Annotated in this window: 10 protein-coding genes; 8 read left to right on the top strand and 2 right to left on the bottom strand. The window is 53.7% G+C overall.

Features of this window, described 5'->3' with window-relative positions:
* Positions 1-42 precede the first annotated feature (42 nt).
* The 6 genes from ACYQ8U_RS17135 to ACYQ8U_RS17110 all read left to right on the top strand — a co-directional run bounded on the left by ACYQ8U_RS17135 (position 43) and on the right by ACYQ8U_RS17110 (position 9,480).
* The gene (locus tag ACYQ8U_RS17135) at positions 43-1,272 is read left to right on the top strand and encodes a multicopper oxidase domain-containing protein (protein WP_459946782.1); all 1,230 of its coding nucleotides are present in this window, start codon (positions 43-45) and stop codon (positions 1,270-1,272) included.
* Between the two features lie 21 nt (positions 1,273-1,293).
* Positions 1,294-2,640 carry a multicopper oxidase domain-containing protein gene (locus tag ACYQ8U_RS17130; RefSeq protein WP_459946781.1) on the top strand — a complete coding sequence of 449 codons (1,347 nt, stop codon included), beginning with the start codon at positions 1,294-1,296 and terminating at the stop codon, positions 2,638-2,640.
* Positions 2,641-2,658: 18 nt separating this feature from the next.
* The gene (locus tag ACYQ8U_RS17125; protein WP_459946780.1) at positions 2,659-4,494 is read left to right on the top strand and encodes a cadherin-like domain-containing protein; all 1,836 of its coding nucleotides are present in this window, start codon (positions 2,659-2,661) and stop codon (positions 4,492-4,494) included.
* A gap of 80 nt (positions 4,495-4,574) precedes the next feature.
* Positions 4,575-5,075, top strand: coding sequence for a hypothetical protein (locus ACYQ8U_RS17120; RefSeq protein WP_459946779.1), 501 nt, complete (start codon positions 4,575-4,577; stop codon positions 5,073-5,075).
* Positions 5,076-5,104: 29 nt separating this feature from the next.
* Entirely contained in the window at positions 5,105-6,877 is a 1,773-nt protein-coding gene (locus ACYQ8U_RS17115; protein WP_459946778.1) for a S8 family serine peptidase, read from the top strand.
* A gap of 569 nt (positions 6,878-7,446) precedes the next feature.
* The gene (locus tag ACYQ8U_RS17110) at positions 7,447-9,480 is read left to right on the top strand and encodes a hypothetical protein (RefSeq protein ID WP_459946777.1); all 2,034 of its coding nucleotides are present in this window, start codon (positions 7,447-7,449) and stop codon (positions 9,478-9,480) included.
* Positions 9,481-9,671: 191 nt separating this feature from the next.
* Here ACYQ8U_RS17110 and ybaK read toward each other — a convergent pair whose 3' ends face one another.
* On the bottom strand, positions 9,672-10,139 hold the full coding sequence (gene ybaK / locus ACYQ8U_RS17105) for a Cys-tRNA(Pro) deacylase (protein ID WP_459946776.1): 468 nt from the start codon (positions 10,137-10,139) through the stop codon (positions 9,672-9,674).
* A 161-nt stretch (positions 10,140-10,300) separates the two neighbouring features.
* On the opposite strand from ybaK, the gene ACYQ8U_RS17100 reads away from it, so the two are divergent.
* A complete protein-coding gene (locus ACYQ8U_RS17100; RefSeq protein ID WP_459946775.1) occupies positions 10,301-10,963 on the top strand; it encodes a DUF2959 domain-containing protein in 663 nt (220 codons plus the stop codon).
* A gap of 32 nt (positions 10,964-10,995) precedes the next feature.
* On the opposite strand, the gene ACYQ8U_RS17095 is transcribed toward ACYQ8U_RS17100, so the two are convergent.
* Positions 10,996-12,771, bottom strand: a complete 1,776-nt coding sequence (locus ACYQ8U_RS17095) for an SLC13 family permease (protein WP_459946774.1) — start codon at positions 12,769-12,771, stop codon at positions 10,996-10,998.
* Between the two features lie 264 nt (positions 12,772-13,035).
* Here ACYQ8U_RS17095 and ACYQ8U_RS17090 point away from each other — a divergent pair, with 264 nt between their 5' ends.
* On the top strand, positions 13,036-14,961 hold the full coding sequence (locus ACYQ8U_RS17090; protein WP_459946773.1) for a CehA/McbA family metallohydrolase domain-containing protein: 1,926 nt from the start codon (positions 13,036-13,038) through the stop codon (positions 14,959-14,961).
* Positions 14,962-14,973: the final 12 nt, after the last annotated feature.

Raw genomic sequence — 14,973 nt, 5'->3', positions numbered from 1 at the left:
AATCGCCTGCCCGGAGGTAAAGAATATGAAAGGAGTACGATTATGAAGATACAAAAAAGATATTCTGTCCCGTTCCTGGTGGCTTCGCTGCTGTTTGGTTTTGCCGCGACATCCGGAGCGGTTGTCGATATTCAGTGTCCGTGTGACCGTAACGGTGACGGGGATTGCCTGGATATCGTCAGCACCGGGCCACAGGCAAATAGATACAACGAGGTAGAGGATGCGGCTGCCATGAATGTCCAGTGCATGCATCTCACCGGCGGTGACGGGTTTGCCACTATGGCCGACGGCTATCCGCAATATATATTCGGCTTTGCTGACGTCACTGGAACTCCGGAAGCAGAGGTCATGCAGCAGGGCATGCTGGCCGCCGCCTGGCCGGCGCCGGCGATAGTGGTTGATCAGGGCAAGGATTTCTATCTCAGCCTGACCAACGTCGGCATGGTTATCCGTCCGGACCTTTTTGATCCACACACCGTGCATTTCCATGGCTTTCCCCAGTCCTCGACGGTGTTTGACGGCCTGCCCGAGTCGGGAATCTCTATTATGATGGGAGCGACCCTGACCTATTTTTATCACCTGGAAGAGCCGGGAACCTTTATGTACCACTGCCATGTGGAGGCTACCGAGCATATGCAGATGGGTATGCTTGGCAACCTCTATGTTCGGGCCGCGCAGAATGACACGAGCCTCTACCCGTCCGGCAAGTTCGCCTACAACGACGGTGATGGCTCAACCGGATATGATGTGGAGTATCCGCTGCAGCTCGGCGGTTTCGATCCCGACTTCCATGATGCCAGCTGGGAAGTCCAGCCCCTGCCTTTTGCCCTGATGTGGGATCGTTATCCGATGATCAATGGTCGGGGATATCCTGACACCGTGAACCCTGGTGCGTTACCGGCGCCGCCGGAAAACCCCGGCATCCAGTCACAGGTGGAATCCTCCCTGATCACCGCCACCGCCGGCCAGAAGGTCTTGCTGCGGCTGTCCAATCTCAATATCACTGCTGTGCATACCCTTATGAGTCCGTCCATTCCAATGGAGGTGGTGGGCATCGATGCCAAGCAGCTGCGCAGTACCAGCGGTGAGAATTTGCACTACACCACCAACTCGGTGACCATGGGCGGTGGCATGTCGGCTGACGTCATACTCGATACCGCGGGGGTTGCTCCCGGCGAATACTACCTGTATGCCGCCAACCTGCACTATTTGGCCAATTACGACGAGAATGCGCCCACCGGCGGCATGATGACCAAAATCGTGATTCAATGATAAGCTATGAGGAGAATCATTATGAAGATATTGCATATAAAACCCCGCAGTCCCTGGGTCCTCACGGTCACGGTTATGGCGGCATTGCTGTTTGCAGCCGGAAGCGCCGGGGCCAGGGCCTGGATCGACGGCATCAGCGGGCCGACCAGTTTTAATTTTACCGCCGGATCCGGCGAGTTGAGTATCGCCGATGGCGGCTCCGTCCATTTCTGGGGCTATCAGGATCTCGACAACAATGAAGGTGTTGACCTGCCCCAATATCCCGGACCGACCCTGATCCTGGACCAGGGCGATGTCGTTACTATTAATCTGACCAGCAGCCTGCCCTTCGGGCAGTGTACCTCGATGGTCTTTCCCGGCCATACGGTCATGGCCAGTGGCGGCAACCCCGGGATGCTGACGCAGGAGGCCTGTCCGGGCGATGCGGCTCCGGTAATCTATAGTTTCACCGCCTCCGAACCGGGTACCTATATGTACTACAGCGGTACCAACCAGGGGCTGCAGATTGAGATGGGGCTGCTGGGCGCCATTATTGTCCGGCCGGCTACTGCCACTCAGGCATATAACAGCGCGGATACCTCTTTCGACCATGAGGTGCTGTTCCTGCTCACCTCGATTGACCCGCTGATCCATCAGCTGGCTGAACAGAATCGTTTTGCTGAGATCAATATGGCGGAGCGCACAGCGGTGTACTGGATGATCAACGGCCGCGCCGCCCCGGACGTCCTGGTCGATCCTTTTGTTCCCTATCTGCCGCACCAACCCTATAACTGCACGCCGCGCATCACCCCCGGCCAGAAAATCCTCGTGCGGATTATCGGCGGGGATCTGGACCAGCACCCGCTTCACCTGCACGGTAATCATTACTGGGAAATCGCCCGTTACGGCAGACTGCTCAGTTCGAATGGACTTGCACCGGACCTGCAACGTGGCAAGTTTACCACCCTGTCTGTCCCCGGCCAGACCGTCGACGCACTTTTTTCCTGGACCGGCGAAAAGCTGGGCTGGGATATCTACGGTTCCACGCTGGACGGAATGCCTGAGCACAACTGCATTGACGTGGATCTCGACGGCTATGCGGACGCCGGCTCTGACTACCCCATGGAATGGTGCGCCGATCACAACAAGAAGTTCCCGGTCGTCCTGCCCGAGACCCAGAGCCTAGCCTTTGGCGGCTGGTGGTCCGGCAGTCCCTACATGGGCGGCGGTGAACCCTTGCCTCCTGGCGAGGGTGGTCTTAATCCTCATGGCGGCTACTTCTTCATGTGGCACTCGCATACGGAGAAGGAGCTCACCAACTGGGACATCTTTCCCGGCGGCATGATGACGATGATGGTGGTGGAGCCTCCGGGCACGCCTATTGATTAAGGAGAGGAGGGAAATGCTATGAAATATAACAATGGAAAAAAAGTAGTGAAGGGCGCTTTGCTGGCGCTGCTAGCCGTCACCTTGACGGCCGGCCCCTCCCTGGCCGCGACCTATGATCTGTGCGCCTCGGATGGTACTGTTACCATGCCGGACGGCACTATTGTTCCGATCTGGGGGTATGCCGATATAACCGCAAGCGGATCCTGCACGACTGGTCTTGCGACCCTGCCTGGGCCGGTATTAACTGATGTTGTGGGTGAAACCTTGACCATCAACCTGACTAATGCCCTGAGCGTGCCGGTATCGATCTTCATACCCGGTATGGCGAAGCTTTTGTCGCCACAGCTCGTTGCCGACGGACAGGGGCGTGAGCGACTCACCTCCTTTGATGTGACCGTGGCCTCCGGTGCAAGCGGCAGTTACAGCTGGACCGCAAAAGAGGGTACGCATCTCTACCAGAGCGGCACCGATATTCGTACCCAGATACCCATGGGCCTTTACGGCGCCCTGGTGGTCAGCGGTCCGACCTATCCGGTGGTGGCCCAGGAGGAGGTGCTGCTGTTCAGCGAGATCGACCCGGCCCTCAATGCCGACCCCGCCGGTTTTGGTGGAGCCCGGGTGAGTAGCTGGAGTCCGCAATATTTCCTGATCAACGGCCAGTCCTATGCTCCGGCGAATCTGCCGATCAACATCAACGTCAGCGAAGATGTGTTACTGCGCTTTGTCAACGCGGGGCTGCAGACCTTTGCTCCCACCTTCGGCGGCGGGCTCTACATGGATGTGATCGCCGAGGACGGCAATCTCTCTCCCTATCCGTTGACCCAGTACGGCATCGAGCTGACTGCCGGCAAGACCTTTGATGCGATTGTCAATGTCGGTTCTCCCGGTACCTACCCGCTGTACGACCGGGCGGGCCATTTGACCAACGGGGGGCTGGTTGTCAATATCAGCGCTGGAGCAGTTGCAGGAGCACCTGAAGCGGTGAATGATGCATACTCGGTGGCTGAGGATGGTGTGCTGACGGCGACAGCAGGTGATGGCACGTTCCCTGGTGTGCTCGACAATGACACCGATGCGGCACAGGCTGTGCTGATGAGCGGAGCCTCCAATGGGGTTCTTGGTCTGGCAGCAGATGGCTCATTTAGTTACAGCCCCTATGCCGATTTCAATGGCAGCGATTCGTTCACCTATGCGGCCAATGATGGAGCGGGTGGCCCGAACTCCGTTGCCGCTACCGTGACCATTACGGTAACACCGGTAAATGATGCGCCGGTGGCTGTAGCCGATGGTTATGATGCGGTTGCCGGAACCACACTTAGCGTTGCGGCTCCAGGCGTGCTGGCAAATGATAGCGATGTCGATGGAGATCCACTGACAGCAGTAGCCTCTGGAACACCACCAGCAGGACTAACTTTGAATACTGACGGCTCCTTTGCCTATACACCTGCCGGTGCAGTCGGTTCGACCGAGACTTTTGACTATGTGGCCAACGATGGCAGCATTGCCAGCAATGTCGTTACGGTGACCATTACCGTGACCGGGGCGGTAGCAAATGAACCGCCGGTGGCCAACGATGACACAGCGTCGACTCCACGCAATACTCCATTGGTTGATTATGACATCGTCGCCAATGATACGGATGCCGATGGAACTATTGACCCTGCCTCGGTAGTGATAACCACCGGCGGAACCACTCAGCGAGGCGGCACCGTGGTCAACAACGGTAACGGCACCATTACCTATAGTCCGCCGAACCCCGGCTTCCGCGGTACGGATACCTTGCAGTATACCGTGGACGACGATGATGGAGCGACCTCCAATGTGGCCACTGTCCGGATCAACGTGACCAGGTAACTGCAGCATTAAATCCGGCAGGGGATACCCAATGGATAAGGGATACCCTGCCGTAAATATAAGATAGAGGAAGAAAACCAATGACTCAACTAATAAAGAGCTGCATACAGCGCTTGCCAACAATCTTCCACCCAGGCTTCAGGCTTGCCCTCGCTGTCGGTCTTGCTGTGGTTTTTTTTCTGTCAACCAGCTGGGCGACAAAGGTGGAAAATATACCTGCCGGAAGTGAGCAGAAAAAAATAACCATGGAAGAGCAATGGGGCGTCAAGGTTGAAAGTCTGAGGACTTCGGCCAACGGCCATATGCTCGATTTCCGCTATCGAATCAAGAACCCGGACAAGGCTATGCCCCTTGTCGACCGCAGAAATAAACCCTATCTGATTGATCAGGCAAGCGGCAAGGTGCTGTCCGTACCGACCACAGCTAAGGTCGGTCCCATGCGAGCCACCGTTCGGAACGGCAAGCCCAAGCAGGACCGGGTTTATTTCGTGCTTTTCGGCAATCAGGGCCTGGTCAAACCAGGCGCACTGGTGACCGTGGTTATCGGCGACTTCCGGGCGGAAAATATTGTCGTGCAGTAACTGTCGCGCGGTAACAAAAGGGGGTTTTTATGAAAAGATTACAGTCGTACCTGATATATGGAATACTGGTGCTTTTTCTGGCCCCGGTTTTCTCCATGGCCGGGAACATAACTCCAGACCTTGAAGAACTCCTGGCCAATGTCGACCCTGACGAAGAGATAGCGGTTATTGTCACTCTTGCCGACCAAGTTGATCTGAAGAAAATAAAGGACAAGGATAAAGCGCTGCTAAGGAGCAAAATAATCAAGGCCCTCAAGGATAAGGCAGAGAAAACGCAAAAGCCAGTTAAAGATTTTTTGCAGCAGAACAAGATCAAAAAAATCACATTATTCTGGGTTTTCAATGGCCTGGCGGTAACAGTACCGGCCGGCATCATCGAACAACTGGCCGGCATGGATGGAATAGAGATGATCAGCCTGGATACTGTGCTGAGCATGAGCGCGCCGGTTGCCGATAGCGTGATCCTGCCCAAATGGAATGTTGAGGCCATAAATGCCCCGCAAATGTGGTCCCTCGGCCATACCGGCGCGGGAACGGTACTGGCGAATATGGATACCGGTGTGGACGGCAATCACCCGGACCTGAGCGCCCGGTGGCGCGGCGGTTCGAACAGCTGGTATGATCCAAACGGGGAACATTCGACCCCCTATGACCGCACCGGTCATGGTACCCAGGTCATGGGCATAATGGTTGGTGGATCCGCTGGCGGCTCAACCATTGGCGTGGCCTCGGGGGCGCAGTGGATAGCAGTGAAGATATTTAATGATGTCGGACAGGCAAGCTACAGTGTCATTCACTCTGGTTTCCAGTGGCTGATGGATCCCGACGATAATCCGACAACCAATGATGCGCCGGACGTAGTCAATAATTCCTGGGGATATAATCAGCTTGTAAATAGTTGTTTCGGCGAGTTTCTCTTAGATATTCAAGCGCTCAAAGCAGCGCAGATCGGAGTGGTGTTTTCCGGCGGTAACAGCGGTCCCTATGACGCCAGCAGTGAAAGCCCAGCCAACTATTCGGAAAGCATTGCCACGGGGGCAGTCGGCCAGACGCTGGTTGTCTCGAATTTCAGTGCCCGCGGTCCCTCCACCTGTGACGGCGGTATCTATCCGGAGGTGATGGCACCCGGCGAGAGTATATACACGGCGGATAAAGGTGGTTATTATACCTCTGTTCAAGGCACATCCTTTGCCGCGCCCCATGTGACTGGGGCGATGGGCCTGTTGTTAAGTGCCGATCCGTCCCGGAGCATTGGTGATGTTGAGTCGGCTTTGAAAGAATCGGCCCAGGATCTGGGGGTGCTTGGTCCTGATAACGATAACGGCCATGGTCTGCTCGATGTCATGGCGGCATACAACTGGCTGAGTGCGAATCAACCCCAATGTATCGACAATGACGGGGATGGTTTCTGTGCCGATGCAGTCGATCAAAGTATACTGGACTGTAATGACACGCTGGCATCTGTTTATCCCGGCGCCCCGGAAATCAACAGGGACGGAGTCGATCAGGACTGCAACGGCTTTGACCTGACCATCGAAATTATTTTGGCAGGCTACAGTGTCAACGAGCAGATTCTCACCGTGGAGGCCACCAGCAGCCTGGGGCGGGATGCCGGACTTCAACTCGACGGGTACGGAGCAATGCAGTGGGATAGGAAGAAATCCAAGTGGCAGATTTCTGTTGGCGGCGTTGCCCAGGATCCTGGAACCGTGACGGTTCTTGGCCTGGAAGGTGAGGAGTCGGCGGCGACCAGTGTCGTTTCCGGCGGGAGCACCGGCGGCGGTAAGGGCAAGAAAAAGTAACAAGCCAGGGAAATAAAACTGTTTATTTTTCTCACCGCAACGTCTGTTGCGGTGAGTTTTACCCGCTCGCCGACTTTGCCAACGGACCCTGCGCCGGGGATTGAGGCTGCCGTACCCTTCTTCAGATGCAAGACCCTCCCTCACACTTGATTCCTTCTCGCTCTTTCCCATCAATTCGTCGCTCACCCATCAAAAAGAATGGTGGGTAAAATCTGTCTGACAGCTAAACGGCCGTGTGCAAATTTTGCGCACGGCAACTTTCGTTGCTTTTTTCAACATGTCCATTTCGTGACCAGCACCGCATGCAGATCTTTATCTGGCATGTGTTTGGTGATGTGATACGTTGTGGGTCTTAAGTTGCTGGCTATAAAGGGAACTGAAAACTCCTTCGGGTTTGTCTGGGCGGTGACGCTGTGATAGGTAAGAATCAAAGAATATACTAAATAGCTAAACAAATACAATGTGGCATCTGTTTTGCTTGCTAATTACCACAGAGTGGTGTGCGTCCAAGGGGAGCCCTGTTGCTGAGGAAGTTTGGGCTTCACTAACAAAAAACCCAGGAGAGTTGTATGAAAAAGATTGTCATTGCAATAGGTTTAGGTATCTTGATGAGCAGCAGTTGTTATGCTGCTGATCGGTATATCCAGATGTCGACAAGCCCTGAACAGGGGGTCGTCGGCGAAAGTGTGCGTTTCCAGTGTACTGAAGGCGGGGCGTGGCCTGGTGCGTTACGTTCAGCCAAGATAGAGATAAAAAATTCACTGGGAATGACAGTAGTTTCCAAAAATAACATGGCGATTGACGGAGTCACCGCCAGCTACGATTATGTCATTCCTCTGACTGCCCAAGGTGGAAACTGGAAGTTCAAATGTGAACTGCAGGATCAAAAATTTCGAACCGGGCAGACTGCTGACTTTGTTGTCGCCGCATCATCAACTGAGCCGGTCGAGCCACCGGTTGACCCACCGGTCGAGCCACCGCCGGCCACTGATCCACCAATCGACGGCCCCATTGCTGCCCACAATACCATAACCGAATACAATGGTCCGGCAACCTGCATCGCCTGCCATCAGGAGGAGGCGTCTGAGATGCTTGACAGCCTGCATATGCAATGGTCCGGTCCGACGCCTGATTTAACCAACACCAATGGTGAGGCGCTGGGAAAAGGTGTCGATGGCATCAACACCTTCTGCACCTACGCCATGTCCTCAAAAGGGGCCTGCTTTTCCTGCCATGTTCGGGCTGACGGCAATGCGCCGGATTCTCCGCAACCGGAGGATGTTGATTGTTTGATGTGTCATAATGACACCTATCAGCGAAAATTTGTTGCTGATGAGGCTAACCCCGTCACCGTAACTGACTATCTCGGAGAAGAGAAAAGCTATGTTTTCGGCAAGGAAGATGCACAGGGCAATTACACCACCGAGCCAGATTTTGCGAAAATGCCTGCCGGTACCAATATGGTCAGTATAGCCAGGACGGTGCATATGCCGACCAATGCTTCCTGTCTGCGTTGTCATGCCACGGCCGGCGGCGGCGATTGGGTCAAGCGGGGGGACATAGGTCTCAATTCCGCCAATGCCACCGTTGCCCAGGACGTCCATCTGGCCAAAGACGGCGCCAATCTTTCCTGTGTCGACTGTCACTCGGCCCTCAATCACAAGATCGGCGGACGCGGTATCGACCTGCGTCAGACCGAAGCAGCACCACCGACCTGTCAGTCCTGTCATAATGAAGCCCCGCATTCCAATGCTACCTTGAACAGACATGCCCAGGGGCAGGTCAGCTGCCAGGTGTGTCATATCCGCGAATATGCCAAGGGCGGGGCGACGGAAATGTCCAGAGACTGGGATAAGCCCACCTGGAACCCGGCGTTCTGTTCCGGTCAGGGTGGCTTCGTCGGCGAGGAAGTGAAGGCCGCCAACGTCAAACCGGAATATGTCTGGTTTGACGGAACCTCCTATGTCTACAATATCGGGGAAACGATTACTCCCGACGAGACAGGTGTTCTGCATATGGCCAAGGCGAACGGCCGACCTTTTGACGGTAGATCGGTCCTCGTGCCGATCAAAAGACATTATTCATCCATGCCCTGGCAAGAGGGAACCGGCAAGGTCATCCCGCCTGTCATCATGTGGATGTTTATGACCGGCGATTTTGATGTGGCGGTGCAAAAAGGCATGGAGGAGCAGGGCATGAGCGGGTCGTATTCGATGGTTCAGGCTGATGCCGAAATGCTGATTACGCACGGGGTTGAACCAAAGGAAAATGCCCCTTCCTGTACAGAGTGTCATGATAACTCCGGCTCGACCCCTGATGGGTCCGGTATGCTTCCCTTTGATGCCCTGGGCTATCACCAGGTACCAGCGTCTGTAAAAGCATGTGATCTCTGCCATGACAAGAAGAGTCTGCAGTTTGAGGCCATGCACAATAAGCATCGCCAGGACGTAAGCTGCAGCAGTTGTCATACTCCGGAGCCCACCGGCGTGAAACAGGGTGTTTGCAGCAGCTGTCATGAGAACAAGTCCTGGTATTCTGAAGGACATACGAAGCATGTCAAAGAAAAAGGCTATGACTGTATCAGTTGCCATACCTTTTCGTAACATTTTGATGTGCTGAAGGAAAAAAAGGTGCACCCTGACGGGTGCACCTTTTTTTTTGCCCGCTAGGGACTGCCGGAAACGAGAGGTTTTGCTGGATCCTCCTGTCTATCCGATGCATTAAGCCGCCAGCCGCAGCTTATCTCCTTTTCCAGTTATGGTATGCTGCCGCCGATAGCTGTTTGGTCTGGCGGCTACTGGCGGATTTCGGCAAACGTTGCCGCCGTCAGTGCGGCAAGATCGGCTGGACTGAGCTCTATATCCAGTCCGCGGCGTCCGGCGCTGACAAAGATAGTCGGGAATTCCTTGGCCGAGCTGTCAATCACCGTCAGTAACCTTTTTTTCTGCCCCAGCGGGCTGACGCCGCCGAGAACGTAGCCGGTCGTCCTTTCAACCACATCCCTATCGGCCATTGCCGCTTTTTTCGCACCTACCGCCTTGGCGATATGTTTCATGCCGAGCATCGATGATACCGGGAGGACGGCTACGGCCAGCTTGCCGTCATCGAGCTGGACTACCAGGGTTTTATAGACCCTTTCCGCGGCAACACCAAGTTTTTCCGCCGCCTCTCTGCCATAGGATTCGTGGGTCGGATCATGACTGTATTGGTGGACCTTGTAGGCGATTTTCTTTTTTTTGGCGGCGTTGATGGCTGGAGTCATGGTGTTGCTCTTTTTCGGTCATCATTTGTAACGGAAGTGTGAAAAGGGAACAAGAGTTTTGCAGGAAGAGACCCTTATGAGTATGATACGGGTATGATACAGAACACAAAAGTTATTTCAATGATAAATCATGTTACTAAAAAAACAGGAGGGAAGACACAATGGTAAAAAGAAGACCAGAAGAAAAATATCTCGGCATACTGATGCTGGTTTTTGTCCTGCTCTTTTTCAGCGGCTGTTCTTCAACCTATTACAATGCCATGGAAAAGGTCGGAATACATAAGCGGGACATCATGGTCGATCGGGTTGAAGATGCCCGGGATTCCCAGGCAGAGGCCCAGGAGCAGTTTAAATCGGCACTCGAACAATTTGATTCGGTGGTAAAATTGCGGGAGACGGACCTGAAAAAGGCCTACGACAAGCTCAATGACGAATATGAAAAAAGCAAGCAAGCGGCCGGAAAGGTTTCCAGCCGTATCGATAGTGTTGAGTCGGTTGCCGAAGACCTCTTTGACGAATGGCAGCAGGAGCTTAAAGAGTACCAGAATAAAGAGCTTCGCCGGTCCAGTGCGGAAAAACTGAAAGTGACGCAGAAGAGATATAAGGAAATGCTCGCCAGTATGCATCGGGCCGAGGCGACCATGGCGCCGGTGCTGAAAATTTTCCGCGATAATGTCTTGTTCTTAAAACATAATCTCAATGCCCAGGCGATCGGCTCTCTGCAGTCCGAATTTGCCGATCTCAAGGGTGAAATCGATGTCCTTATTCGCGAGATGAATGTTGCCATCCGATCGTCCAATGCCTTTATCGCCGATATTAAGTGAGGCTTCTCTGTGGCTCAAGTCCAGACAGGTTTTTAAAAAGGCCAGATGTGCGGAATGCACAGAGTTGCTGCCACGACCACGAAAATATTCAGGGGGATACCCAGCTTCATATAATCGACAAAGCTGTATCCCCCGGGGCCATAGACCATGAGGTTGGTCTGGTAGCCCATCGGCGTGGCAAAACAGGCACTGGCACCGAAACAGATACCGATGATAAAGGGTTTGGGGTCGACTCCTATGCCCAGTGCCGTCGAGATGGCGATGGGCAGCAGCAGAACCGCTGTTGCGTTGTTGCTGAGCAGCTGGGTGCAGATGCTGGTGAGGAGAATCATGGCGCCGAGAATGATGGTCGGCGAAAAACCGGCAAAGTAGCTGAGAAAGGTTTCGGCATAGAGCTGGCTGGCCCCTGTTTTCTGCATGGCCGTGCCAAGAGCGATGGTTCCGGCAATGAGCAGCAGCACGTCGCCCTGCAGCGACCGGTAGGCATCGCGCATCTGCAGGCAGCCGGTGACGATCATGAGAAAGGCCGCCGTCAGGGCGCAGGTCATAATGTCGGCGAGCCCCAGAGCGGCGGTGGTGATCATGCAGATAAAGTTGATGATCGCCCACCAGGCCTTGCGCTTATGAACCAGTTCTTCATAGACATCTTCTATGACGATATATTCCGTGCTGGAACGGATCTCTTCCAGCTTGCTTTCAAGGCACCAGATAAGCAGAATATCCCCGGTCTGCAGACGGACATCATGGATCTGCCTCTCCGTCAGATGCAGGTTGGTTCGTTTGACGGCGATAATGTTCACCTCGGGGTCCCTGGCCAGGCTGGTATGCTGCAGTTGCTGGCCGCGTACGCCTGAATGTGGCGAGATGATCAATTCGACCACAATAGGCGCATTTTTTTGCGCCCCGAGGAACAGATTTGTTTCCGTTGTCGGCAGTTCAAGCTCCTCATTGTGCAGAATGGCCACCAGGTCATTGAGAGAACCCTTGACGAGCAGGATATCTTCCTCGGCGATGGTCATTTTCACCCGGCCTGGATGATAGATAAAGGATTTTTTTATCAATTCAATAATATTGATACTGGGGTAATTTTCACCGAAGATTTGGTCCGGACTCTTGCCGATCAAGCTGCTTTTTGCCGGAATTTTCAATTCGGCCAGATATTGGCGATGGGCACTGTCCTGCAGCCGGCAGATCGGACTGGTCTGGTCGGGGAGTATTTTCGGCGCGGCAAAAAAGAGGAAGACAATTCCCGCGACGGCAAGCGGTACGCCAAGGGTGCTGAGTTCGAACATGGTCAGGCCGTTGTAGCCGAAGCTGACACTGAGATCACTGATGATGATGTTCGTTGAGGTGCCGATGAGGGTGCATGTTCCGGCGAGAATCGAGGCATAGGACACCGGGATGAGAAATTTTGACGGACTGAGGCCGAATTCGCAGCACATGGTCATAACCACCGGAATGAACAGGATGACCATTGGGGTGTTATTGATAAAGGCCGAGGTAATGCCCACGGTAAGCAAAATGATGATCAGGGCCAGTTTATAATTACCATTGGCCACCTTAAGGATTTTTCTTCCGAGGAATTCGACGCCGCCGGTACGCATCATCCCCTTTGACACAACGAACAGGGCCCCGACGGTGATCACCGCCGGGTTGGCAAAACCACCGATCGCCTCTTTGGGAGTGAGGATGCGACTGACGACGAGCAGGACTATGATGCCGATGGCCGTAAGATCAACGGAGATTTTCTCGGTGATCAGCAGATAGAGAGTAAGAAAAAGTATCGCGGAAATTATCCAGATATCCATTTTTATGCAGGGCCTTGCTCTGGGAATCTCTCTGTCCGGGTGGATTGTCAGAAATACCAAAAAAGACTTTCTCCCATCTTAGTGGTCATTGGTCGTTTTGTCCAGTGAGCCGCGCTGTCCACGTCAATTTTGCTGTACCCTCTCCTGAACGGTTCGCCATCACCCAGCTTATTTCTGTACAACTACCACCAATCTCATAGCAGATTAGCCGAATAATAACCTTTTCCTGATATTTGCCGAGTAGCTTTTGTACAGCTGATAAACATGCAGCTTGATGCATATGTGGCCAAGGTGATTATTCTGCATCAATCATATCAAGGGGGGGATCGTTATATAAATCGGAGCATGTACACCACATGGGAGAAGGGGACGCTTTTGGAGCTGTTTTTCAAAAAATTTCAATCGTTGCACAATATCTACATCTACGGGGACAGAAAAATGAATTATGCACTAAAAAAATATTCGCAGAAAAAAGCAATTATATCATTGCTATCAAGCTGTCTGGTCCTTGCCGGAACCGGCACCACTTTTGCGAAAGGGGAATATCTCCCCGGGGATTTTCATCAACATTCCCTCTATACCGACGGCAGTTTTCCTTTCATGCAGGTCATGGGGAACAATGCCAATTACGGCCTTGGCTGGTGGGCCAACAGTGAGCATGGCGGTTCAAGAAACAGGAATGGTAATGGTAAATTTTGGGACGACACGACGGTGTATCCGGTTACTCCGATCCTGGGTGATGCAGCGTCTTCAGGCGGCCATCAGGCCATGTGGCGCTGGCAGAGCCTGCGCGACTTTGTCTATCCTGACATCCAGTCCACCCGGGCAAACTACCCGGATAAGATGGTTATCAGCGGCCTGGAACAGAATGTGCCCGGACACGAGCACAGTTCCACCGCCATTTATCAGTACGATAACACGGCAACCGCTCTGAGCGAATTTGAATACCGCTTTGATAAATTGGATAAAGACACCAGCCGGAATGGTCAAACCAGCCTTCTTGACGGCTTTGGTCCTCTGTCAAAAACCAATGTCACCAAAGAGGATGCCATCCTCGCGGTGCGGTGGATGCAGGCCTTAAAGGATCAGGGAATCGGTGATGCCTGGATGGTTCCGGCCCATGTCGAGCGTGGCAAGAGGTATTATATCGAGGATTTCCGTAACTGGATGGATGCCGGCCCGGACGTGGCGATCGGTTTTGAAGGCGCCCCCGGTCATCAGACCTCGGGAGACCGGGGCTTCAGCCGAGGCTCACTGGGCGGGGGAACCTATGGCGGTACCGGTCTCTATGTAGCGACCGTAGGTGGTTTATGGGATGGTATGCTCGCCGAAGGTCGCCGGTTGTTTAATTTGGCCAGTTCCGATTTCCACAACCATTGGTCGGTGGGCGGCAGTGATTTCTGGCCCGGCGAATACCAAAAAAATTACACTTACATCGATAAGCGCGGTGGGCATGAGATCCAGGCGGTTTTCGATGGCGTCCGCTCTGGAAACTCCTGGAACGTGCAGGGAGACCTGATCGACGAACTGGAATTCACCGCGTCGAGCAAAAACCATTCGGCGATGATGGGTCAGACCCTGAAGGTACGGGCCGGCGAGCAGATCAAGATAAAAATCAAGGTCCATGATCCGGTCGAGGCCAATTTCTGCCCGCTGGATATGTATAATCCTTCCCTGGAACAAATCGGTATCGCTCAACTGCTGAACATGCCGGTACTTGACCATATCGACCTGATCGCCGCCGATATTACCGGCAATGTGCCGACGACCAACGCAGGTGACGTGGTTGCCACCGACTATGGTACCAATGCCGCCGTTGCAGCGACTTTTACGCGCCAAGGGGCAGTGGATAAAGACGGTTACATGACCTATGTGACGAACTTCACGGCGGAAAAATCGATGTATTTTCGTCTCCGCGGCACCAATCTTCCGGCCGGAGTTCCCTTTGAAACCGATGCGGCCGGCAATCCACTTGCCGATTCTCTGGCCAGTGACAACATCTATGCCCCCATGGATGCCATGGAACTGGAAGAGATGCTGTTTGATGATGTCGCCGTCAGCAGCAACAGCAAGCTCGATGAGGTCGCCGAGGCCTATGCCGACCTGTGGTTTTACAGCAACCCCATCTTTATCGAAGTGGTAGAGGAAGGAAAAGATCCGAAGTTACCAGGGAAGGTTGCAAAGAAATAATTTTTACCTATC

The sequence above is a fragment of the Desulfocastanea catecholica genome (assembly GCF_054657295.1).
The sequence above is the reverse complement of the archived record's forward strand: the minus strand, read 5'-3'. Positions and strand labels throughout refer to the sequence as shown.